Genomic DNA, 22,414 nt, shown 5'->3' on the forward strand with positions numbered 1-22,414 from the left:
ACTCCCGACCACCTGGTTCGTAGCCAGGTACTCTATCCAACTGAGCTACGAGCGCTCAACATTGCTGTTGTAGTTTGAAGCGGTGCAGATTGAATCTGCGTTCTGACATGGTGCGCTCGGAGAGATTCGAACTCCCGACCACCTGGTTCGTAGCCAGGTACTCTATCCAACTGAGCTACGAGCGCGTCGTTGCCAGGAGCGAGATTATGCGGATTTGAGATGTTTGCGTCAACGGTTTTGTGAAAATTTCTTAATCTTCGGGATGAATCAGTGCCGAAGCCACGTTCTGTGGTGATTTCATCCAATGAAAGTGGTCGGCACGTGCACCCAATTCGCGTGATGACAATACTTTCAGGCGGTGTGCCGACGCTGGAAGCTTGGCCAGCAGTTGTTGCATCGAACTGACCGGCGCCAGCCAATCATTGTCCAGCACCACGGCGCGCGTCGGTGCGCTGATACGGCGCATGCCTGCTTCAAGATCGATCGGCATTCCCTGTGCCGCATAGTGGTTGCTGAGGCCCACGCGCGCCCAGTCGCGTATCAAGCCACGTGCCTCGGTACCACCGAAACCGACGCGTCGGCCGGGCAGGGTGCCATTGCGTTGTGCGAGCCAGGGCAGGAAACGATAGGCCAGCGGTAGCAGCCAGCCGCGCGGTGGCGGAAAGCTGCGCCACCAAGGCGTGCCGCTGGCGACCAGCCACAAGGCGTCGAGCCCGGCATCGCGCTGGCCGGCGTAGCAGCAGCTGAGCTGGCCGCCGAGGCTATGTCCGCCAAGCCGGAACGGCAGGCCGGGCAGGGTGGCATGTACGGCCGCTTCGGCGGCAGGAAGGTCGAGTTGCAGCAGCTCCCTGTAACCCCAATCGTGGCTGCGATCCGGGCGCAAGCTGCTGCTGCCATTGCCGCGCCATTCGTGCAGGAACACGGCAATGTCGTGGACGGCGAGCGCTTCGGCGAACGCCTGGTAATGGCGCGCTGCCACGCCCAGCGCTGGCAGCCACAGCAGGCAGGCGCGGGGTTGTGCGGGCAGGTAGGCCAGCAGTTCGAAACGGTGGCCATCGGCGCTGCTGACCTGCAGCGCCGATGTCTCATGCGCCGTCGTGTCTGCGCTCATGCCGGACGCGCCGCGCCGAAGTGATCGAGCACCATCACTTCGCTGCGGCCGGGGTGGTAGCCGCCCTGCAGGCCGCGCGCGACGTAGTCGATGGCTGCTTCGCAGGCGTTGGCCAGCGACAGTCCGCAGCAAAGCTGCGCAGCGATCGCCGAAGCCAGTGTGCAACCGGTGCCATGCGCATCCACCGGTAGCCGGCTGTGGCTGAATTCTTCGCGGCTGACGCCATCGAAATAACGGTCAATGACGCGGTTGCCTTCCAGCAGATGGCCGCCTTTGAGCAGCACTGCGCCAGCACCCATCTCGATCAGCGCGGCAGCTGCGTCTTCAGCCTCATCGCCATTGTTGATGCTGCGACCAAGCAGCAGTTCTGCTTCAGGTGTATTCGGGGTCAGCAGGGTGGCCAAGGGCAGCAGACGTTGGCGCATGGCGCGTAGTGCGTTGTCCTCCAGCAGTTTGGCGCCGCTGGTGGCGACCATCACCGGATCGAGCACGATATGGGTGGGGCAGCGCTGCTCCAGGACATCGGCAACCAGGTGGATCACGTCGGCGTTGGCGAGCATGCCGAGCTTGACCGCATGGATGTCGAAGTCGTCGAAGCAGGCGTCCAGCTGCGCCTGCAGGAACGGCAGCGGTGGCACGTGCACGGCTGTGACGCCGCGGGTGTGCTGTGCGGTGAGCGCGGCGATCGCTGACAGGCCATGCACGCGGTGTGCGGCAAAGGCCTTGAGATCGGCTTGGATGCCGGCGCCACCGCCGGAGTCGGAGCCGGCGATGGTAAGGGCGGAAACAGGTGTTGAAGGACTCATGCGGTGATTGTGCAGGGTTTGTCCTTCGTCTGCCTCAGGCTTGCCGGCGCACTGCCCATTGGCGGTACAGCACGTAGCCCAGGCCGCTCAGTCCGGTCAGTACGGCTGGGACCAGTAGAGCATCGTACTGCCAGCGCGCGAACAGCCAGGCACCGAGTATGCCGCCGGCCAGGAAGCCACTGATGATCAGGCCATTCAGGGTCAGCCGGTGCATCGGCACCGGCAGGCCGCGCAGCAGGTGACCCAGGCCGATTCCCAGGTCGGTGAACATGCCGCTCAGGTGGGTGGTGCGGACCACGGCACCGCTGAAGGTGGTAACCATGGCGTTCTGCAGCCCGCAGGCCATGGCAGCGGCCAGTGCGCCCCAGATCTGCTGCTGTTTGAACAGCGGGATGGCCAGCAGCAACAAGGCCGATTCCAGGGCCAGTGCGATGCCATAGCGCCGACCAAGCTGCAGGGTGCTGTCCTGGATGATCAGTCCACTGAACACTGCACCAAGGGCAAAGGCGATCAGCAGGCCCCAGAGGTGGCCGACCGCGCGCCAGTCGGCATGCGCAAGGGCGATGCCGAGCTGGCTGGTGCTGCCGGTGAGGTGGCTGACGGCCTGGTGCTCAAACCCCAGGAAGCCGACAACATTGACGATGCCGGCCACGCAGGACAGCACGATGGCGCCAATCCAGACCCAGGTGGGCAGGCGGACCTTCATGCCGACGCCGGATCAGGGCTTGGACAGCGCGCCGTTGCGCTCGATGCTGGAGAACGTGCCGGCTTGTGGGTCGTACACCGCGCCCCAGAACTGCGCGCCGCCATCGCAGACACGGATCGCCTCGCGGGCCGGGTTGATGTCGCTGTGGTCGGGCAGGGTGAAGGCGTTGATGTAGATCAGGCGCTTGCCGCTGGACTCGAAGCCCACGTACTGGCGGCCGGACAGTGCCGGCTCGGCAATGCTGGGCTGCAGTTGTGCCAGCCGGCTCTCCAGCGCGTCGATATCGGCGCGGCTGGGTGCCCAATAGCCGGTGACTTCACCGGCGTGCTTGGCGGGGCTGTCGCGCGAGCAGGTGTCCAGCACCTGCGCGGCGACCACGGGGCGGGTGACGACCCAGGACTGTCCGGTCTTGACCGCCGTCGGCACGCTGCCGGGGCGCGTGTTCGACGGCGTGCAGGCTGCCAACGCAAGTGTTGTCGCAGCCAGCAGGGACAGTGTGCGCAGATGTTTCACAGGACCTCCGAAGCATAATCGGCCAGACGCGAGCGTTCGCCCCGGCGCAGTGTGATGTGTGCACTGTGCGGCCAATTCTTGAAACGGTCCACCGCATAGGTGAGGCCGGACGTGGTTTCGGTGAGGTAGGGCGTGTCGATCTGCTCGACGTTGCCCAGGCAGACGATCTTGGTGCCGGGGCCGGCGCGGGTGATCAGGGTCTTCATCTGCTTCGGGGTGAGGTTCTGTGCCTCGTCCAGGATCAGGTAGCGTGACAGGAAGGTGCGGCCGCGCATGAAGTTCAGCGAACGGATCTTGATGCGGCTGGCCAGCAGGTCATTGGTGGCTGCGCGGCCCCAGGCACCGCCGTCCTGGTTGTGGGTGAGCACTTCCAGGTTGTCGGTGAGGGCGCCCATCCACGGCGTCATCTTTTCTTCTTCGGTGCCGGGCAGGAAGCCGATGTCCTCGCCGACGCTGACCGTGGCGCGGGTCATGATGATCTCGCGGTAACGCTGGGTATCCATGGTCTGCGCCAGACCGGCGGCCAGGGCCAGCAGGGTCTTGCCGGTGCCGGCGGTGCCGAGCAGGGTGACGAAGTCGATTTCCGGGTCCATCAGCGCATTGAGGGCGAAGTTCTGCTCGCGGTTGCGCGCGGTGATGCCCCACACCGAATGCGAGCCGTGGCGGAAGTCGTTGACCACCGACAAGGTGATGCGGCCATCGCCCTCGACCTTGCTGACCTTGAGCTCCACTTCGTCATCGCCGGCCAGGTAGGCGTACTGGTTGGGATGCCAGTCCTCGTCGTCGGCGGCCTGGATCTCGTAGCTGGTGCGGCCCTTGTCGCTCCAGCTGCGCAGGCTTTCGCTGTGCTTCTTCCAGAAATCCTCCGGCAGCACGGTGGCGCCGGTGTAGAGCAGGCTGAAATCGTCCAGCGCGCGGTCGTTCTCGTAGTCCTCCGAGTCGATGCCGGCGATGGCGGCCTTGATCCGCAGGTTGATGTCCTTGGAGATGAACACCACCGGGGTTTCCGGGTGTTCTTCCTTCAGTGCCAGGATCGCGCCGAGGATGGCGTTGTCCGGGATCACCTTGCCAAAGCTCTTGCCGGCCTCGAAATGGCTGGTCTGGAAGTAGAGGTTGCCGGCGCTCTGCGCGCCGCGCAGCTGCAGGCCCTTGGGGCGGGCCAGCGGCACGCCGTTCTGCACACTGCCGATGCCGGCCTGTTCGATCAGCTCGTTGAGGAAGCGGCTCACCTGGCGGGCATTGCGGCTCGCTTCGGTGGTGCCCTTCTTGCCGTTGTCCAGCTCCTCGATCACCTGCATGGGCAGGTAGACATCGTGTTCCTCGAATTTGAACAGCGCGGTCGGATCGTGCATCAGCACGTTGGTATCCAGTACGTAGATGCGCTTGCCTCGGGTCATCGTCGATTCCTGGTGGCGGGACAGGGTCACGCCATCGCACCTGCAAGGCAGGGCGATGGGGTGGGTTGGAACAGGAGGTGGGTCACTTGGTTTGAGCGGCCTTCAGTGCGTCGAGCACGGCATCGGCATGGCCGGCGACCTTGACCTTGCGCCATTCCTGCACGAGCTGGCTATCGGGCGAGATCAGGAAGGTGCTGCGTTCGATGCCGCGCACCTGCTTGCCGTACATGTTCTTCATCTTGATCACGTCGAAGGCACTGCACAGTGCTTCATCGCTGTCGCTGATCAACGGGAACTTGAAGCCCTGCTTGGCGCAGAAGTTGTCGTGCGACTTCAGTGAGTCGCGGGAGACGCCGAACACCTGCGCACCTGCACGTTTGAACCTGGGTAGCAGTGCGTTGAAATCCAGGCCTTCGGTGGTGCAGCCGGGGGTGCTGTCCTTCGGGTAGAAGTACAACACCAGCCATTGGCCGGCCAGTTCGCCGAGGCTGGTAGTGGTGCCGCCGGACAGGGCCAGTGGCAGGGTGAGGGTGGTTCGGTCCAGGGTATCGCCGATGTTCATCAGATCCTTTCCGGAGCCTGGGGGTGTTCGGTTGCAATTGCATGAAACGCCGCGCGCCTGTGATGGGCGCGCGAATTTCAGAACTTCATCGGGTCCATGATCGCGTCCAGGTTGAGGTGGTCGCAGAACTCGAGGAAATCGTCGCGCAGGGCGGCGATGTGCATGTTGGAGGGTACGCCAATGGTGATCTGCGCAGAGAACATTTCCGCACCGGTCTGCATGGCCTGGTAACGGGTGCTCTGCAGGTTCTCGATGGTGATGCCCTGGCGGTCGAAGAAGTCGGCCAGCTGGAACAGGATGCCCGGCTTGTCGGCGGCAACCACTTCCACGATATACGGCAGCAGGTTGGACTGCGCCTGCTTGGCAGCGGTGCGATACCAGACCAGTTTCAGGTTCTCTTCGCGCTCAAGCCGGGTCAGCATGGCTTCGAGCTTGGCGACGGCATCCCAGGAGCCGGTGGCCAGGGTGGTCACCGAGACATCGCGGCCAACCGTGGACAGGCGGGCATCGACCAGGTTGCAGCCGCTGTCGGCGATACGACGGGTAACGGACAGCAGGGGGGACTCCGGATGCGTCGTATAGGCGTTGATCAGGAGGTGGTTTTCGGTCGGCAGCGGCCGCGGCGTGGTGTCGGTCAAGGTGGTTCCGGGTGCTAGATGAGTCTGAACAACGCCATTTGGGGGCTGTTCGCTGGTGTCCAGCATACTTGCCCGTGCTTTCGACCGGCAAGTAACATGCTTTCGGTCACGAACCCGCCGCCCGGCGGGCTTCTCTACCCCCACGAAGAGCGACTGACCCTTTGTCCATATCTGGTCTCATCACCGCGTTGGCGACGCCTTTCAAGGCTGACGGCGCACTCGATCCTGACGGCTGGCAGCGCCTGTTGGCGCAGCAGCTCAAGGGCGGCGTCCAGGGTGTCGTGGTAGCCGGTTCGACCGGCGAAGCCTCGACCCTGTCTGACGATGAATACGATGGTTTGCTGCGCAGCGCCGTTGCCGCCTTCGGTGGCAAGGTGCCGGTGCTGGCCGGCACCGGCCTGTCCGGCACCGCCAGGACGATTGCGCTGACCAAACGCGCGGCGGCCAATGGCGCCACCCATGCGCTGGTGGTCACGCCGCCGTATGTGCGGCCCACCCAGGAGGGGTTGCGCCAACACTATCTGGCGGTCGCCGAGCAGGGTGGCCTGCCGGTGGTGCTGTACAACGTGCCCGGGCGCACCGGTTGCGACCTGCTGCCGGAGACCGTCGCTGAGCTGGCCGGGCATCCGAACATCATTGGCATCAAGGAGGCGGTGGGTGATACCACCCGCCTGAAAGCCCTGCTGGAGCTGCGCAGCGACAGCTTTGCCATTCTCAGTGGTGACGATGGCTCGGCCGCCCGTTCCTTGCTGTCGGGTGCCGACGGCCTGATCTCGGTGGGCTCCAACGTGCTGCCGGGCGCTTACCGCACTATGTGTGACCTGGCCCGTGCCGGCCAGCACGAGGCGGCGGAGGCCTGGGACGCCCGTCTGCAGCCCTATCACGATTTCTGCGGTGTCGAGTCCAACCCCATTCCGGTCAAGGCGCTGCTGCAGCGCATTGGCATCGGCCACGGGCTGCGCCTGCCGCTGCTTCCGCTTTCCGCGCCGTACCACGCACATGCCGATCATCTGGCTGCTGACGTGGGTGCGTTGGAAGAACTATCCAGCCGCTGATCCGGCGGCCTTTGAACTCTGGAGATTCACCCATGCGTCAAACCTCTACCGTTCGCGTGTTCTCGCTGGTGCTGCTGGGCGTGGTTACCGCCGTGGCGACCTCAGGCTGTTTCTTCAAGCGCGGTGCGCGTGGTGACTATGCGCTGGCCCCGGAGGCGCGCCCGCTGGAAGTGCCGCCGGATCTGAACCTGCCCAACACCGCTGGCTCGGCGCCGATCCCGGCCCTGGCGTCGGCGGCCAAGCCGGCACCGGCTTCGGCAGCGACCGTGGCGTCGTCGCAGAGTGGCTTCACTGTCAGTGGTGGCCGCGATGAGGTGTTTGGCAAGGTCGGTGATGCGCTTGCCGGCGTTGAAGGCCTGACCATCGCCAGCCGTGCGCAGCTGCTGGGCTCCTACGATGTGGCCTACGAAGGCAGCAACTTCCTGGTCCGCGTAGTGGCGGTGGATGCCGGTGCCTATGTGTCGGCGGTGGATCCGCGTGGCATGCCGGCGACCGATGCCGCAGCGACCAAGCTGATCGCCGCGCTGAAGGCCAAGCTGGCGGGTTGATAGCGGCGGCTTGGGAACAAAAAAGGGCGCCTGCGTAAGCAGGCGCCCTTTTCATTGGCTGGCGGTTGGCTGGCTATACGGCGGCTCAGCGTTCCAGCAGCTTCAGCTTGTCTGGCTTGCCGTCCCACTCGGCCGCATCGGCCGGCGGATCCTTGCGTACGGTCAGTACCGGCCAGGCCTTGGCCAGTTCGGCGTTGAGCGCGACAAATCCTTCCTGGCCGGCCGGCACATCGTCCTCGGGGAAGATGGCGTTGACCGGGCATTCGGGTTCGCACAGGGTGCAATCGATGCATTCGTCAGGGTCGATCACCAGGAAGTTGGGGCCTTCGTGGAAGCAATCCACGGGGCAGACTTCGACGCAATCGGTGTGTTTGCACTTGATGCAGTTTTCGGTAACGACAAAAGGCATGGCGGGGTCCGGCTTTGAACCCTGCAATTCTAGATCAGGATGCAGGGGGTGGGCGGGGGCATTCTCATTGGCCTTGGCGGCGGGCCCAATGAGACGTGCCGGAGCCAGCGCCTTGGGGTGCCGGCTGGTGCACAAAGCAAAAAACCCCGCTGGGCGGGGCTTTTTGGTTTCGCAGACGGAGTTGGCGCTCCCTAGGGGACTCGAACCCCTGTTTTAGCCTTGAGAGGGCCACGTCCTAACCACTAGACGAAGGGAGCGTTTGGTCGCGTCTGGCGAGCGCGCTAGTATATGCATCTGGTTGCCGCTCGGCAATCCCGTAAACCCAACTGGAAGCGCCAACATCAATTCCATAGTTACAACGCCGTTCACCGTCCGCGTGATCCCGCGCGACCAGCACACCATCTCGCGCCGGGATATCAGTCCCAATGCGCTGCGGGTGCTCTACCGTCTGCGCGAATCCGGCTTCGGCGCCTACCTTGTAGGTGGGGCCGTCCGTGACCTGCTGGTAGGTGGGCGCCCCAAGGATTTCGACGTGGCCACCGATGCCACCCCGGAGCAGGTCAAGCAGTTGTTCCGCAACTGCCGCCTCATCGGGCGCCGCTTCCGCCTCGCCCATGTGGTGTTTGGCCGCGAGATCATCGAAGTGGCGACGTTCCGCGCCAACAGTGATGACGGCAGCGGTGATCGCGAGGTCGAGAACGGCATGCTGGTCCGTGACAACGTCTACGGCACCATCGAGGACGATGCGGTCCGCCGCGACTTCACCTGCAACGCCCTGTATTACGCCATCGAGGATTTCTCGGTGCGTGACTACACCGGTGGCTTCGAAGACGTATTGGAACGCCGGATGAAACTGATCGGCGATCCCGAACAGCGCTACCGCGAAGATCCGGTGCGCATGCTGCGCGCGGTGCGGTTGGCAGCCAAGCTCAACTTCGAGATCGACGCGGCTACCGCCGAGCCGATCCCGCGCCTGGCATCCCTGCTGGGCGAGGCTGCGCCGGCCCGCCTGTTCGAGGAGGTGCTCAAGCTGTTCCTGTCCGGGCATGGCGTGGCCAGCTTCGAGGGACTGGAGCGTTACGGCCTGCTGGCGGTGCTGTTCCCGGAAAGTGCGGCAGCGCTGAAGAGCAACCGCAGCGGCGCGCTGCGCCGCATCCTGATCGAAGGTCTGCGCAATACCGACGAGCGTGTCGCCAACGAGGAGCCGGTGTCGCCGGCCTTCCTGTTCGCATTGCTGCTGTGGCCTGCCTTCTGCCGCGCGCTGATTGGCCTGCAGAAGCAGGGGCTGGCGCCGGAAGAGGCGCAGCGCCGTGCGGCCGACCGGGTGACCCTGCATCAGTTGAGCACGATCGCGTTGCCGCGGCGCTTCTCGCTGCCCATGCAGGAAATCTGGTTGCTGCAGTCGCGCTTCAGCAGCCGCCAGCGCAAGCGCGTGTTGCGTACCCTGAGCCACCCGCGCTTCCGTGCTGCGTTCGATTTCCTGGCCCTGCGCCAGGCCGCTTCCAGCGAACACCAGGAAGACATCGCGTTCTGGCGCGCGGCACAGGCCGAGGCCGGGCACGAAGCAGGCGTTGGTCTGGATTCGGTGCATGCCGATGGCGAGACGGAGGAAGGGGTGGCCCCGCGTCGCCGACGCCGTCGTCGCCGTCCTGGTGGTGGCAGCGCGGCGGCGGGCGAGTAGGCAACGATGGTTGTAGCGTGTATCGGGCTGGGCGCGAACCTTGGGGACGCGCCTGCCACCCTGCGTTCGGCAATCCAGGTGTTGGCGCAGCTGCCGGGCGTGCAGCTGCTGGCCAGCTCGCGCCTGTATCGCACGCCGGCCTGGGGCAACGAGGCGCAGCCGGATTTCGTCAATGCCGCCGTGGCGCTGCAGACCGATCTGCCGGCGCCGCAGCTGTTGGAGCAGCTGCTGGCGATCGAGCAGCAGTTCGGGCGGGTGCGCGAGCCGGGCCAGCACTGGGGGCCAAGGTTGCTGGACCTGGACCTGCTCTTGTATGCCGAAGAGGTGATTGACCTGCCGCAGCTGCAGGTGCCACATCCCTTCCTGCACCAGCGCGGCTTCGCCCTGCTGCCGCTGGCGGACGTGGCGCCAGAGGCCCTTATCCCGGGCCATGGAACAGTGCGGGACGTATTGGTAGGCATCAATACCTGCGGTATCGACCCGATAGGGGGATAATGGTCGGCTCATAAGCCACCGTTATGACCACATGAGCACACACGCAGATAGCAAGCCCTGGACCGTCCCCGCTTTGGCCGAGGCCAAGCGCAATGGCCAGAAGCTGGTCATGTTGACCGCTTACGACGCCGGCTTTGCCCGTGCCTTCGACGCCAATGGCGTGGACCTGATCCTGGTCGGCGATTCGCTGGGCATGGTGGTGCAGGGGCACGACTCGACGCTGCCGGTCAGCGTTGACGACATGGTCTATCACACCCGTGCGGTCGCTGGCGTTCTTGAGCGCGCGCTGCTGATCTCCGACCTGCCGTTCGGCGCCGACGCCACTGCAGAGCGCGCGCTGGATGCCTCGCTCAAGCTGCTGCAGGCCGGCGCGGAGATGGTCAAGATCGAAGGTGCCGGCTTCAAGCTGGACATCATCCGCCACCTGGTCGAGCGCGAAATCCCGGTCTGTTCGCACCTGGGCCTGACCCCGCAGTCGGTGTTGCGCCTGGGCGGTTACCGCGTGCAGGGCCGTGGTGACGCGGCCAGGCAGCTGCTGGACGATGCCAAGGCCGTGGCCGAGGCGGGCGCCAGTCTGCTGGTGCTGGAATGCGTGCCGACCCCGATTGCCGGCCGCGTCACCGCCGAAATCACGATTCCCACCATCGGTATTGGCGCCGGTCCGGATTGCGACGGACAGGTGCTGGTGCTGCATGATTTCCTCGGTCTGGACAGCGGCCACCGGCGTCCCAAGTTCGTCAAGGATTTCCTTGCCGAAGGTGGCTCGGTGGCTGGTGCCGTCCGTGCCTATGCCGACGCCGTGCGCGCCGGCATCTTCCCCGACGCAGAACACGCCTACGCATCATGATCGAAACCGTTACCGAACTTTCCCGGCTGCGCGCCATTGTCAGCGGCTGGAAGCGCGAGGGCCTGCGCGTGGCGCTGGTGCCGACCATGGGCAACCTGCATGCCGGTCATTACTCGCTGGTGAAGCTTGCCCGCCAGCATGCTGACCGGGTGGTCTCCAGTGTCTTCGTGAACCCGACCCAGTTCGGGCCGAACGAGGATTTCACCCGCTACCCGCGTACGCCTGAAGCAGATACCAGCGGGCTGGAACAGGCTGGCTGTGACGTGCTTTGGCTGCCTACGGTCGAATCCATGTACCCGTTTGGCGTGGACCTGGCCGCCAAGGTGCATGTGCCGGGTGTGAGCTCGCTGCTGGAGGGGGCGCATCGTCCCGGCCACTTCGATGGCGTGTGCACGGTGGTCAGCCGTCTGTTCAACCAGGTGCAGCCGGACGTGGCCGCATTCGGGCGCAAGGATTACCAGCAGTTGGCGGTCATCCAGCAGATGGTGGTGGACCTGGCATTCCCGATCCAGATCGTCGGTGGCGAGATCGTGCGCGAGGCCGATGGCCTGGCGATGAGCTCGCGCAACCAGTACCTGACTGCCGATGTACGGCCGCAGGCCACGGTGATCCGCAAGGTGCTGTTGGCCGCGCGTGATGCCTACCTGGGCGGCACCGAGCGTGCGGTGGTGGAGCAGCACGCCGCGCAACAGCTTCAGGCGGCTGGCTACCTGGTGGACTACGCGGTGGTGCGCATGCCCGACCTGAGTGAACCAGGCGCCAGCCATGAAGGTGCCCGGGTGGCACTGGTGGCGGCCAAGCTGGGCACGACCCGCCTGATCGACAACATCGAGTTCTGAAGCCGCGGGTTCTGAACAGGGCAGCCGGCGGACTTCAGCTGTCCGTCGACAGGCTCCCGGATGACAGCCAATGGCGCCCTCGTGGCGCCATTGCTGTATCGGCGCAGGCACCGCTGGAAAGGTCATGTTGCGGTGCGGGCAAGGGCGCGCGCCGGTGCTAGACTGCGCTCTTTCTCACGCAGTTTCGGCATTGTCATGCAACTCTCCCTGCTCAAGACCAAGATTCACCGCGCCACCGTCACCCATTCGGAGCTGAACTACGAAGGCTCCATCGCGATCGACGACAACCTGCTGCAGGCGACCGGCATCCGCGAATTCGAACAGGTGCACATCTGGGACGTGACCAACGGTGCCCGTTTCACCACCTATGCACTGCGGGCCGAAGCCGGCAGCGGCGTGATCTCGCTCAACGGCGGCGCTGCGCGCCACGTGCAGGTGGGCGACATCATCATCATCGCTGCCTTCGCCGGCATGAGCGAAGAAGAAGCCAGTACGTTCAAGCCCAAGCTTGTCTACGTTGACGGCGACAACCGCATTTCCCACACCAACGACAGCATCCCCACACAGGCCGCATGATCACCAACAACGGATTCGACGTATTGCACGCCCACGCCCAGCGTCTGCAGGGCACCGGCATTCCCTCGCTGATGGCCGCAGAGCCTGACCGGGTGCAGCGCCTGGCGCTGAAAGTCGGTCCGTTGTATGTGAACTTCGCGCGGCAGAAATACGACCGCGCGGCCTTGGATGCCCTGCTGGAACTGGCCGCCGCGCGTGATGTCGCCGGCGGTTTCCAGCGCCTGTTCGCTGGCCAGAAAATCAACCACACCGAGGATCGCGCGGTGCTGCACAGCGCATTGCGCGGCGATGCCAGTGATGCGCCGTTTGCGGTGGCTGCGCGTGCTGAAGCAGTTGCTGTGCAGGCGCAGATGGGTGGCTTGATCAAGGCGCTGGAAGCCAGCAACGTCACCGATATCGTCAGTGTTGGCATTGGTGGTTCGGATCTGGGCCCGCGTCTGGTGGCTGACGCCTTGCGTCCAGTGGCGGGTGCGCGCTTCCGTGTGCATTTCGTTTCCAACGTCGACGGCGCGGCAATGCAGCGCACCCTGGCGACGCTGGACCCGGCGACCACCGCCGGCATCCTGATCTCCAAGACCTTCGGCACCCAGGAAACCCTGCTCAACGGCCGCATCCTCTGCGACTGGCTGGGCGGCAGTGAGCGCCTGTACGCCGTCAGTGCCAACCCCGAACGCGCCGCCAAGGCCTTCGACATCGCCGCCGAGCGCGTGCTGCCGATGTGGGACTGGGTGGGCGGTCGTTATTCGCTGTGGTCGGCAGTCGGCTTCCCGATCGCCTTGGCAATCGGCTTCGAGCGCTTCGGCCAGCTGCTGGAAGGCGCTGCGCAGATGGACGCGCATGCGGCCAGTGCACCGTTGGCCAGCAACCTGCCGGTGCTGCATGCGCTGACCGATATCTGGAACCGCAATGTGCTGGGCTACGCCACGCATGCAGTGATGACCTACGACCAGCGCATGGCGCTGTTGCCGGCCTATCTGCAGCAACTGGTGATGGAAAGCCTGGGCAAGCGGGTCAAGCGCGACGGCAGCCCGGTCGATGGCGATACGGTGTCGGTGTGGTGGGGTGGTGCCGGTACCGACGTGCAGCACAGCTTCTTCCAGGCGCTGCACCAGGGCACCAGCATCGTGCCGGCCGATTTCATCGGCTGCGTGCACAATGACGATCCCTATGAAATCAACCACCAGGCCTTGTTGGCCAACCTGCTGGCGCAGACCGAAGCCTTGGCCAACGGCCAGGACAGCGAAGACCCGCATCGCCAGTATCCGGGCGGTCGCCCGAGCACGATGATCCTGCTGGACGCGTTGACCCCGCAGTCGCTGGGTGCCCTGATCGCGATGTATGAGCACGCGGTGTACGTGCAGTCGCTGATCTGGGACATCAACGCCTTTGATCAGTTCGGTGTCGAACTGGGCAAGCAGCTGGCCAGCCAGTTGTTGCCGGCCGTGCAGGGCGAGGCGGTGGAAATTGCTGATCCGATGACCCGGGAGCTGTTGGCGCGATTGCGCTGATAGCGGATTGTTGCCCGCAAAAAAAAGCCGCGCAGAGATGCGCGGCTTTTTCATGCTCCCTCCCTTTGCCGAAGGCAAGGGGAGGGTTGGGGAGGGGTAAGCCCTTCGCATTGCTGGTGCAGGCCCTTGCCGAGCATGGCTCGGCACTACAGGAAGCAGGGTCAGCGGTTCGGGTCGCGTTCCGGGCTGGGCCGTTTGGTCAACTTGCGCTGCAATGAGCGCCGGTGCATGCCCAGCAATCGCGCGGCTGCGGACACATTGCCGCCGGTTTCATGCAGCGCCTGCTGGATGTGCTCCCACTGCAGGCGGCTGATTGGCGTCATCGCGTCCGGCGGTTCAACATCCTCCGGCTCCTCGCCGCCCTCGTCCTCCTCGCCAAGCGCGCGCAGGATCATCTGCACCGTTGCCGGCTTCGGCAGGTAGTCATCCGCGCCGAGCTTGATCGCTTCCACCGCGGTGGCGATGGAGGCATAGCCGGTGACCAGCAGGATGCGCATGTCCTGGCGCAGTTCGCGCAGCGGCTGGATCAGGTTCAAGCCGGATTCGCTGCCCAGCTTGAGGTCGATCAGCGCAAACGCCGGTGGTGTCTGCGTGGCCAACTGCAGGGCGCTGGAAATGTCGGTAGCGGTGATCGCTTCTATGCCACGGCGGGCCAGGGTGCGCTGCAGGGTGCGCAGATAGAGCGGGTCGTCATCGACCAGCAGGCCGTGGGTGGCAGGAGCATTCATGGGCTTACCTCGATAGTGTTCAACGGCAGGCGAAAGCCGACGCGTGCTCCCTGGCCTTCGGCCGGGCGCATCCACAACTCGCCGTGCAGGCGTTCAATGGTGGCATGCGACAGCGCCAGGCCGACACCCATGCCGCTGCTTTTGCCGCTGTTGAACAAGGTGCCGGGCAAGGCCGCGTCATTGGCGTTGAAGCCCGGGCCGTAATCGCGGACCTCGCCATACAACTGGCCTTCGTGGATGCGGAGATCCAGGTCGATCTGCGCGCGTCCGGCGTGTTCGCCGGCATCGGCGGCATTGTTGAGCAGGACCTGCAGCAGGTGGCCGATTCCGGGGTCCAGCTTGAGCTGCAATGGCGCGTCGGGGTTGCGCCGCAGTTGGATGGTCGGGCGTACCAGCCGCCATTGTTCGAGCACGCTGGCGATGGACACCGGCGCGCGACTGTCGGCGCCTTGGGCCGGCGCGGCCAGGGCAAGTACCTTTTCCCGGCACTGCACCAGCAGTTCGCGCAGGGTTTCCAGGTCATCACGGATTTCCGGGGTGGCGGCGCCCTGCTCGACGATGTCATCGGTGAGCAGGGTCATCGTCGCCAGCGGTGTATTGAGCTCATGGGCAACGGAGGCGGCATGCGTGGCCAGGGCGACGATGCCTTCATTGCGGACGAAGCGTTCGCGCAGCATGGCCAGTTGGTTCTCGCGTTCACGCAGAGCGGCGGCCAGGCGTGTGGAGAAGACCAGCACCACCACACTGGAAAGCAGGAAATTGGCGGCGGCACCCCACAGGTGCAGGCTCATCGTGTCGAAGTAGCCGCCTTTCAGCGGAAGTCCGAACACTGCACTCAGCGCATAGCCGCCAACGCAGGCGGCGGCCACGGCGTGGGTCCAGCGTAGTGGCAGTGCCAGCGCGGCCAGCGCGATCAGGATCAGGAACAGCGAGCCGAAGGGATTGGCGATGCCGCCGCTCCAGCCCACCATCCAGGTCAGCACGGTGACGTCCACCAGGATGTGGCCGAAAGCCGTGACGGGGGCGGGATCGCTGTCGTGGACGCGCAGCTGCACGTACAGGTTGAACAAGGCCAGTACGGCGACGCCGGCCCATAGCGGCTGCTGGGACAGCTCCAGCCCCAGCAGCCAGGTGGCCACCAGGATGGTGGCGGCCTGGCCGGCGGTGGCCAGCCAGCGCAGGCTGCACAGCGTGCGCAGAAAAGAGGTGTCTCGGGTTTCCATGGCGTAATCGTATGCTGTCGCGGTGGCTACCATGCAAACCAAGGTTCATGCCGTACAGGCGGCAGGCGCGCTAAAATGGGCCATGCATGACGCCGTGACCCGCCCAACCCCGCCCACCGACGCAACCGCGTGGCCCCGTCGCATCACCCAGTCCGTCGCTATCGGCGGCGTCAAGGTGGGCGGTGGGAATCCCGTGGTCGTGCAGTCGATGACCAATACCGATACCGCCGACGTGGCTGCCAGCGTCAAGCAGGTGGCCGAGCTTTGGCGCGCCGGCTCGGAGATGGTGCGACTGACCGTCAATACACCCGAGTCGGCCGCGGCGATCCCGCGCATCGTCGAGAAGCTGGCGATGATGGGTATCGACGTGCCGCTGATCGGCGACTTCCATTACAACGGCCACCAGCTGCTGAGCGGTGAACCGGCCTGTGCCGAGGCGTTGGCCAAGTACCGCATCAACCCGGGCAATGTCGGCTTCGGCAAGAAGAAGGACACCCAGTTCGCGCAGCTGATCGAATTCGCCATCAGGTACAACAAGCCGGTGCGCATTGGCGCCAACTGGGGTTCGCTGGACCAGGCCCTGGCCGCCAGGCTGATGGACGAGAACAGCCAGCGTGCCCAGCCCTGGGATGCGGGACGTGTATTGCGTGAAGCCCTGATCCGTTCGGCGCTGGATTCGGCCGAGACCGCGGTTGAGCTGGGCCTGCCGCGCGATCGCATCGTGTTGTCGGCCAAGGTCAGCGGCGTGCAGGAACTGATTGCGGTGTATCGCGATCTGGCGCAGCGCTCGGACTTCGCCCTGCATCTGGGCCTGACCGAAGCCGGCATCGGCAGCAAGGGTATTGTCGCCTCCTCGGCGGCGTTGGCCGTGTTGCTGCAGGAAGGTATCGGCGACACCATTCGCATCTCTCTGACGCCGGAGCCCGGCCAGTCGCGCACGCAGGAAGTCATCGTTGCCCAGGAGCTGCTGCAGACCACCGGGCAGCGTGCTTTCACGCCGATGGTCACGGCCTGCCCGGGCTGCGGGCGGACCACCTCCGAGTTCTTCCAGGAGCTGGCCAAGGTGGTGCAGAACCACGTACGCGAAAAAATGCCGGTGTGGCGCGTCAGCCACCCCGGCGCAGAGAACATGACGCTTGCGGTGATGGGCTGTATCGTCAACGGCCCGGGCGAATCGCGACACGCCAATATCGGCATCTCCCTGCCGGGCACCGGTGAAACCCCGGCTGCGCCGGTTTTTGTCGACGGTGAGAAAAAAGTCACCCTGCGTGGCGAGAACATCGCCCACGATTTCGTCGCGCTGATCGATGACTATGTCGAGACCCGGTATGCACGAAGCTCCGGTTGATTCCCGGAGCGAAGCAGCCGGTCTGCGCCGCTGGCTCGCCCACAATGCGTGGCGGCTGGTGGTGCTGTTCATCGGTGTGCTGCTGCCGCTGGCGGGCTTCGTGACGCTGGCCGACGAGATCCACGAGGCCGAGGCGTTCCATTTCGACGCAGCCTTGCTGCTGCGGATGCATGCGATGGCGAGCCCCGCCTTGAACGGCTTCTTCGTGCTGATGTCCAAGCTCGGCTATCAGTGGGGCGTCATCCCCGTGGACATCCTGATCGTCGCAGCGCTGCTGCTGCGTCGGCGCTGGCGCAAGGCTGCATTCGCGGCGACGGCATTCATCGGCTCGGCGCTGTTGAACCTGGGCAGCAAGCAGATTTTCCAGCGTGAGCGCCCCAGCCTGTGGGAGTCGATTGCACCGGAAAGCACGTTCAGCTTTCCCAGCGGGCATGCGATGGGCTCGATGACGCTGGCATTGACTCTGGTGTTCCTGACCTGGCGCACGCGTTGGCGCTGGCCCGTGGTGGCGTTGGTCAGTGGTTTTGTCGTTTCGGTCGGGCTGTCACGGGTGTACCTGGGCGTGCACTATCCCTCGGATATCCTCGGCGGCTGGTGTGCTGCAATGATCTGGGTAACAGGTGTGTATACGGTGATGTTTCGCCGGCGCTGGTCCTTGCCCACGCCGTGAGGCGTACTGCAATCGGGATTGTCGAAAGCGTAAGAGAAGTCCTAAGTCATTGGACGAATTGACCTGATGGATACAGTATTGGCCCCAGCGGCATAGTGAACTCGCCCGCCGCAGGCGCATAAACCGCATCATCCTGATGCTCAAAGCCACAGACACATTTCCTGCGAGCGGGTGTCCGATAGAGCCCAGATGGGCCACTTCTGCTTGATAATACGCATGGCCTTGCCATGAGGGGACGGGGGAGGGCCGTCGCCTCGCATGCTCGGATTTTGCCGCGCCCAAGGCTTCAACTATCACCTCGCCGCGAGGAATCCTTCATGACCATCAGTGTTTTTCTTATCGATGACCACGCCTTAGTGCGTACGGGCATTCGGATGATTCTTTCGGGGCAAACCGGGATTGAAGTCATCGGCGAAGCAGACAGCGGCGATATCGCCCTGCCGCAGATCCGCCGTCTGAAGCCGGACGTCGTGCTTTGCGATCTGCATCTGCCGGGACTGAGTGGGCTGGAAATCACCGAACGCATCGTCAAAGGGGATCACGGTACCCGTGTGATCATCGTCTCGGTACTTGAGGATGGGCCGATGCCCAAGCGCCTGCTCGAGGCCGGTGCATCCGGTTACGTGGGCAAGGGCGGCGATTCGAAGGAGTTGATCCGCGCCATCCATGACGTCGCCATCGGCAAGCGCTATCTGGCCACCAGCATCGCGCAGAACCTGGCGTTGTCCAATCTTGAAGGGGGCGCGTCGCCTTTCGATCTGCTCTCTCCACGTGAATTGGAGGTGGCGCTGCTGCTGATCCAGGGGCATCGCCAGGAAGAGATCGCACGCCGCTTGAGCCTTAGTGCCAAGACCGTGAACACCCACAAGGCACGTCTGTTCCAGAAGCTGGGGGTGCAGGACAATATCGCGCTGGCCCGGCTCGCCGCGCAGTACGGCGTGGGTGATCCGACCAGGGCGATCTGAGTCCAGGGGTTCTGGCAGGCATCGCTCTGCGGAACAGCGCCCTTCAACTGCAGCCCGAGCAAAAGGAGCACAGCGATCACGCTGTGCTCCTTTTGTTTGAGCGCGCGACAGTCGCATGCGATTCGATCTTGCTGGCAATGATTTGGCGACCGTCTGTTTGTGGGAGCGGTGTGAACCGCGAAGTTGGCACCACTGAAGCGGCAGACGCCTGCGCCATCTGATGATCTGCTTGCTTCGCGGCTTACGCCGCTCCTGCAACGGGGGGGACCTTCGTCGCTGTGATTGCGTGGCCCAGAAAAGCAGAAAGCGGCCCTAAGGCCGCTTTCTGCTTTCAAGCTGCTTGGTCGGATCAGACGCTGCGCGGCTGATCGTCTTCCTGCTTCTCGGCCTCGGCCTCGGCATTCGCTTCGGCTGCGACGCTTTCCGCGTCTGCGGCAGGAGCGACAACGACAGGCGTCGGTGCGACCACGGCGGTTGGCGCTGCAGTCTCGACTACCGGCTTTTCAGCAGTTTCTTCAACAGTCGGGGCCTGGGCGAACAGCTGCCCGTTCTCCGGTGCTGCAGGCCGTGCAACTACCGCTGCGACCGGTTCAGCCGCTGCCGGTGCGCTGGCAACTTCCGGGGCAGCCACGGACGCTTCCACTGTGGCGACCACCGGCGCTGCGACGACTGCTTCAGCGACGGTTTCCACCACGGGGCTGATCGCCTGCTCGGCCTTGACGACTACCGGCTCAGCGGCAGCTGCCACTTCGACGTGTGCGGCTGGGGTCGGTGCACTTGCTGCGACAACGGCTTCAGCAACCGGTGCCGACGCAGCTGCTTCGATGGCAGCGGCAGGTGCTGCGGCAACAGCAGCTGCGGCAGCCTGCGCGGGCGCCGCAGCAACCGGTTTGGCTGCTGCTACCGGAGCGGACACGGGTGCGGCCGGGGTAGCGGGCTCGTCATCGAACTCGAACTCGGGCTGGCTGCTGGCGGCCTTGGTCGGTGCGTCACCGATTTCGCCATCGGCGTCATCAAAAGCGTCCAGCGCGTCCTCGTCACCGCCCTGGTTCTCGGTGCCGGCAGTGCCTTCACCGTTGCCGCGACGACGACGACGACCACCGCGGCGACCGCGACGACGACGACCACCGGCTTCACCGGCAGCTTCTTCACCGGCTGCAGGCACGCCGTTCTCATCGACGACAGCCGTTGCGGGCTGCTCGTCGGAGACGACCGCCGGCTTGGCGATCTCGGCGGCCACGCTGTTGTCCTTCAGCACCGGATCGGCACTGGCGACGGCTTCGGTGGCAACGATGGTGGCTGCGGCAACGACCGGCGTTGCGACGACCGGGGCAGGCGCTCGAGCGGCCTCCGGCTGGGCCTGATGCTGGCGTGCGGGCTTGTCGCCCTGCACGTTCTGCTGCTGGGCCTGCTTGTCGGCATCCTGCTGCGGCTTGGGCTGCTTCGGCTGCTTGGGCTGCTTGCCCTGCTGCTGCTCGTTGTTGCGCTGCTGCTTGGCCTGCTGCTGGGTCTGATCGCCACGCTGCTGCTCATTGCGCTGCTGCTTGGGCTGCTGCTGGGCGTTGTTCTGCGCCTGCTGCTGGCTCTGCTGCTGCGGCTTGTCAGCGTTCTGGCGGCGATCTTCGCGGCGCTGCTCGTCACGGCGATTGCCGTTGGCGTTGCCGCCCGCATTTGCATTGCCATTGCCGCCGCGACCCTGCTGGCCGTTACGGCCGTCACGACGCTGGTTGCCACGTTCGTTGCGGTTGTTGCGACCGTTGTCCTGGCGCTGCTGCGGCTGGGCCGGCTGTGCTGCCGGTGCCGGCTCGCCGCCGAACACGCGCTTGAGCCAGCCCATCACGCCGCCAGCGGCCGGGGCTGCAGGTGCAGCGACCGGTGCCGGTGCTGGGGGGGCTTCGACCACTTCGCGCACGGGGGCCGGCTGGCTGTGCTTGACGTGGGTCACTGCCGGTGCCGGCGGGATGTTCAGCTGGGCCTTGGTCAGGGCATGCACCGGCAGCTTGCGCGGGGTGCCGCGCTGGTAGCTGGGCTTGTTCGACTCTTCACCCAACTCGTTGTCGCGCAGGCGCGTGACTTCGTAGTGTGGGGTGTGCAACTGCTCGTCGGCGACGATGACGATGGGCGCATCGTGGCGCTGCTCGATTTCCCGCAGGGCGCCGCGCTTCTCGTTGAGCAGGTAGTTGGCGATCTCGACCGGGGCCTGGACCAGCACCTGTCCGGTGTTTTCCTTCATCGCATGCTCTTCGGCAACGCGGATGATGGACAGCGACAGCGATTCGATGCTGCGCATGCGGCCCTGGCCGTCACAACGCGGGCAGACGATCTGGCTGGACTCGCCCAAGCTCGGACGCAGGCGCTGGCGGCTCATTTCCATCAGGCCGAAGCGCGAGATGCGGCCCAGCTGGACGCGGGCACGGTCGTACTTCAGTGCATTCTGCAGGCGGTTTTCGACTTCGCGCTGGTGCTTGCTGGAGGACATGTCGATGAAGTCGATGACCACCAGGCCGCCCAGGTCGCGCAGGCGCAGCTGGCGGGCGACTTCTTCGGCGGCTTCCAGGTTGGTCTGGAAGGCGGTGTCTTCGATGTCGCTGCCCTTGGTGGAGCGGGCCGAGTTGACGTCGACCGCGGTCAGCGCTTCGGTCTGGTCAACCACGATCGAGCCGCCGGACGGCAGGCGCACGTTGCGCTCGTAGATCGCCTCGATCTGCGATTCGATCTGGAAGCGGTTGAACAGCGGGATGTCGTCCTTGTAGTGCTTGAGCTTGCGCAGGGTCTGCGGCATCACCTGCTGCATGAAGTCGCGTGCGGTCTCGTACAGCTCTTCGGTGTCGACCAGGATCTCGCCGACGTCAGAGCGCAGGTAGTCGCGCAGGGCGCGCACGATCAGGCGCGATTCCTGGTAGATCAGGAACGGGGCCGGCTTGGTCAGTGCGGCTTCGGCGATCGAGCGCCAGACCTGCAACAGGTAGTCCAGATCCCACTGCAGCTCTTCGGCATCGCGGCCGACGCCAGCGGTGCGGATGATCACGCCCATGTCGTCGGGGATATTCAGCTTGTCCAGCGCTTCCTTCAGCGCGGCGCGGTCTTCGCCCTCGATGCGACGGGAAACGCCGCCGGCAGAGGGGGAGTTGGGCATCAGCACCATGTAGCGGCCGGCCAGCGAGATGAAGGTGGTCAGGGCGGCGCCCTTGTTGCCACGTTCTTCCTTGTCGACCTGGACGACGATTTCCTGGCCTTCGCGCAGGAGTTCCTTGATGCTGGCCTTGTTGTGGTCCACGCCCGCCTGGAAATAGTCGCGGGAGATTTCCTTCAACGGCAGGAAGCCATGGCGGTCACCGCCGTACTCGACAAAGGCAGCCTCGAGCGACGGCTCCAGGCGGGTGATGCGGCCCTTGTAGATGTTGGACTTCTTCTGTTCCTTCGACGGCTGTTCGATGTCGATGTCGTACAGGTTCTGCCCGTCGACGATGGCCACGCGCAGTTCTTCAGCCTGCGTGGCATTGATCAGCATTCGCTTCATTGTGCGTTCCTCGCGCGCTGCTACCGCGCGGAACGCCATGGGGTTTCGCCTCTGGACACGGTTCGCCGCCCATTCGCGCAGGCGCGGGCAGGGCGGCTTGGGTTTCCAGCGCTACGACACCACGGCAGGCCGCGGGAGCGCTTCTTTCTTGTTTTAGGTGTTTCAGGGCCGGCGTCCGCCCGCGGCCGGAGCCGATGGCGTCGCGCGGGACATGGGTTTCGTCCAGCACGGATGCTTTTTGGCATCCGGCGATGGCCGGGAACGCCGAC

22 protein-coding genes and 3 tRNA genes (1 of these 25 only partly in view) are annotated in these 22,414 nt (G+C 64.8%); 11 read left to right on the forward strand and 14 right to left on the reverse strand.

All coding sequences use genetic code 11. The features are described from left to right. The 9 genes from RT131_RS07160 to RT131_RS07200 form a co-directional block, all read right to left on the reverse strand. A tRNA-Arg gene (locus RT131_RS07160) sits at positions 1-55 on the reverse strand (it extends 122 nt beyond the left edge of the window). Positions 56-108: 53 nt separating this feature from the next. Next, positions 109-185 (reverse strand) — tRNA-Arg (locus tag RT131_RS07165). Between the two features lie 65 nt (positions 186-250). Next, on the reverse strand, positions 251-1,111 hold the full coding sequence (locus RT131_RS07170; protein WP_313171575.1) for an alpha/beta fold hydrolase: 861 nt from the start codon (positions 1,109-1,111) through the stop codon (positions 251-253). Then, a complete protein-coding gene (gene thiD, locus RT131_RS07175) occupies positions 1,108-1,917 on the reverse strand; it encodes a bifunctional hydroxymethylpyrimidine kinase/phosphomethylpyrimidine kinase (RefSeq protein WP_313171577.1) in 810 nt (269 codons plus the stop codon). Before thiD ends, RT131_RS07170 begins: the two co-directional genes overlap by 4 nt. Before the next feature lie 34 nt (positions 1,918-1,951). After that, on the reverse strand, positions 1,952-2,623 hold the full coding sequence (locus tag RT131_RS07180) for a YoaK family protein (RefSeq protein ID WP_313171578.1): 672 nt from the start codon (positions 2,621-2,623) through the stop codon (positions 1,952-1,954). A 12-nt stretch (positions 2,624-2,635) separates the two neighbouring features. Next, a complete protein-coding gene (locus RT131_RS07185; protein WP_313171908.1) occupies positions 2,636-3,127 on the reverse strand; it encodes a hypothetical protein in 492 nt (163 codons plus the stop codon). Positions 3,128-3,132: 5 nt separating this feature from the next. Further along, positions 3,133-4,533: a PhoH family protein gene (locus RT131_RS07190; protein WP_313171910.1), complete on the reverse strand. Its 1,401-nt coding sequence runs from the start codon at positions 4,531-4,533 to the stop codon at positions 3,133-3,135. An 82-nt stretch (positions 4,534-4,615) separates the two neighbouring features. After that, complete coding sequence (locus tag RT131_RS07195; protein ID WP_313171579.1) at positions 4,616-5,095, reverse strand: peroxiredoxin; 480 nt, start codon at positions 5,093-5,095, stop codon at positions 4,616-4,618. A 77-nt stretch (positions 5,096-5,172) separates the two neighbouring features. After that, positions 5,173-5,733, reverse strand: a complete 561-nt coding sequence (locus RT131_RS07200; protein WP_282267597.1) for a glycine cleavage system protein R — start codon at positions 5,731-5,733, stop codon at positions 5,173-5,175. A 161-nt stretch (positions 5,734-5,894) separates the two neighbouring features. Here RT131_RS07200 and dapA point away from each other — a divergent pair, with 161 nt between their 5' ends. Together dapA and RT131_RS07210 are read left to right on the forward strand one after the other, a co-directional pair. After that, positions 5,895-6,788, forward strand: coding sequence for a 4-hydroxy-tetrahydrodipicolinate synthase (gene dapA, locus RT131_RS07205; protein WP_313171580.1), 894 nt, complete (start codon positions 5,895-5,897; stop codon positions 6,786-6,788). A gap of 32 nt (positions 6,789-6,820) precedes the next feature. Beyond that, positions 6,821-7,336, forward strand: coding sequence for a hypothetical protein (locus RT131_RS07210; protein ID WP_313171581.1), 516 nt, complete (start codon positions 6,821-6,823; stop codon positions 7,334-7,336). 85 nt (positions 7,337-7,421) lie between these two features. On the opposite strand, the gene fdxA is transcribed toward RT131_RS07210, so the two are convergent. Both fdxA and RT131_RS07220 read right to left on the reverse strand, forming a co-directional pair. After that, positions 7,422-7,745: a ferredoxin FdxA gene (gene fdxA, locus RT131_RS07215; RefSeq protein ID WP_054656826.1), complete on the reverse strand. Its 324-nt coding sequence runs from the start codon at positions 7,743-7,745 to the stop codon at positions 7,422-7,424. Positions 7,746-7,927: 182 nt separating this feature from the next. After that, positions 7,928-8,002, reverse strand: a tRNA-Glu gene (locus tag RT131_RS07220). Positions 8,003-8,043: 41 nt separating this feature from the next. On the opposite strand from RT131_RS07220, the gene pcnB reads away from it, so the two are divergent. The 6 genes from pcnB (at position 8,044) to pgi (ending at position 13,691) form a co-directional block, all read left to right on the forward strand. Beyond that, positions 8,044-9,426, forward strand: a complete 1,383-nt coding sequence (gene pcnB, locus RT131_RS07225; protein ID WP_313171582.1) for a polynucleotide adenylyltransferase PcnB — start codon at positions 8,044-8,046, stop codon at positions 9,424-9,426. Positions 9,427-9,432: 6 nt separating this feature from the next. Next, positions 9,433-9,921: a 2-amino-4-hydroxy-6-hydroxymethyldihydropteridine diphosphokinase gene (gene folK / locus RT131_RS07230; protein ID WP_313171584.1), complete on the forward strand. Its 489-nt coding sequence runs from the start codon at positions 9,433-9,435 to the stop codon at positions 9,919-9,921. 31 nt (positions 9,922-9,952) lie between these two features. Continuing rightward, positions 9,953-10,768, forward strand: a complete 816-nt coding sequence (gene panB, locus RT131_RS07235; RefSeq protein WP_313171586.1) for a 3-methyl-2-oxobutanoate hydroxymethyltransferase — start codon at positions 9,953-9,955, stop codon at positions 10,766-10,768. After that, on the forward strand, positions 10,765-11,607 hold the full coding sequence (panC, locus tag RT131_RS07240) for a pantoate--beta-alanine ligase (RefSeq protein ID WP_313171587.1): 843 nt from the start codon (positions 10,765-10,767) through the stop codon (positions 11,605-11,607). The genes panB and panC overlap by 4 nt, the downstream gene beginning before the upstream one ends. A 195-nt stretch (positions 11,608-11,802) precedes the next feature. After that, positions 11,803-12,183 carry an aspartate 1-decarboxylase gene (gene panD / locus RT131_RS07245; RefSeq protein ID WP_282268181.1) on the forward strand — a complete coding sequence of 127 codons (381 nt, stop codon included), beginning with the start codon at positions 11,803-11,805 and terminating at the stop codon, positions 12,181-12,183. Next, a complete protein-coding gene (gene pgi, locus RT131_RS07250) occupies positions 12,180-13,691 on the forward strand; it encodes a glucose-6-phosphate isomerase (protein ID WP_313171590.1) in 1,512 nt (503 codons plus the stop codon). Before panD ends, pgi begins: the two co-directional genes overlap by 4 nt. Before the next feature lie 161 nt (positions 13,692-13,852). Here pgi and RT131_RS07255 read toward each other — a convergent pair whose 3' ends face one another. Both RT131_RS07255 and RT131_RS07260 read right to left on the reverse strand, forming a co-directional pair. Then, positions 13,853-14,419 carry a response regulator transcription factor gene (locus tag RT131_RS07255; RefSeq protein ID WP_313171592.1) on the reverse strand — a complete coding sequence of 189 codons (567 nt, stop codon included), beginning with the start codon at positions 14,417-14,419 and terminating at the stop codon, positions 13,853-13,855. Continuing rightward, complete coding sequence (locus tag RT131_RS07260) at positions 14,416-15,642, reverse strand: ATP-binding protein (protein WP_313171594.1); 1,227 nt, start codon at positions 15,640-15,642, stop codon at positions 14,416-14,418. The genes RT131_RS07255 and RT131_RS07260 overlap by 4 nt, the downstream gene beginning before the upstream one ends. Before the next feature lie 82 nt (positions 15,643-15,724). On the opposite strand from RT131_RS07260, the gene ispG reads away from it, so the two are divergent. The 3 genes from ispG to RT131_RS07275 all read left to right on the forward strand — a co-directional run bounded on the left by ispG (position 15,725) and on the right by RT131_RS07275 (position 18,625). Then, positions 15,725-16,990 (forward strand): flavodoxin-dependent (E)-4-hydroxy-3-methylbut-2-enyl-diphosphate synthase, encoded by a 1,266-nt coding sequence (gene ispG, locus RT131_RS07265; RefSeq protein ID WP_313171596.1) that lies wholly within the window; start codon positions 15,725-15,727, stop codon positions 16,988-16,990. Further along, complete coding sequence (locus RT131_RS07270) at positions 16,971-17,660, forward strand: phosphatase PAP2 family protein (RefSeq protein ID WP_313171598.1); 690 nt, start codon at positions 16,971-16,973, stop codon at positions 17,658-17,660. The genes ispG and RT131_RS07270 overlap by 20 nt, the downstream gene beginning before the upstream one ends. Positions 17,661-17,977: 317 nt before the next feature. Further along, a complete protein-coding gene (locus tag RT131_RS07275) occupies positions 17,978-18,625 on the forward strand; it encodes a response regulator (protein WP_057628229.1) in 648 nt (215 codons plus the stop codon). Positions 18,626-18,974: 349 nt separating this feature from the next. Here the strand turns inward: RT131_RS07275 and rne are convergent, their stop codons facing one another. Beyond that, the gene (gene rne / locus RT131_RS07280) at positions 18,975-22,145 is read right to left on the reverse strand and encodes a ribonuclease E (protein ID WP_313171600.1); all 3,171 of its coding nucleotides are present in this window, start codon (positions 22,143-22,145) and stop codon (positions 18,975-18,977) included. Positions 22,146-22,414 lie beyond the last annotated feature (269 nt).

The organism is Stenotrophomonas sp., from assembly GCF_032066555.1.
GTDB lineage: Bacteria > Pseudomonadota > Gammaproteobacteria > Xanthomonadales > Xanthomonadaceae > Stenotrophomonas.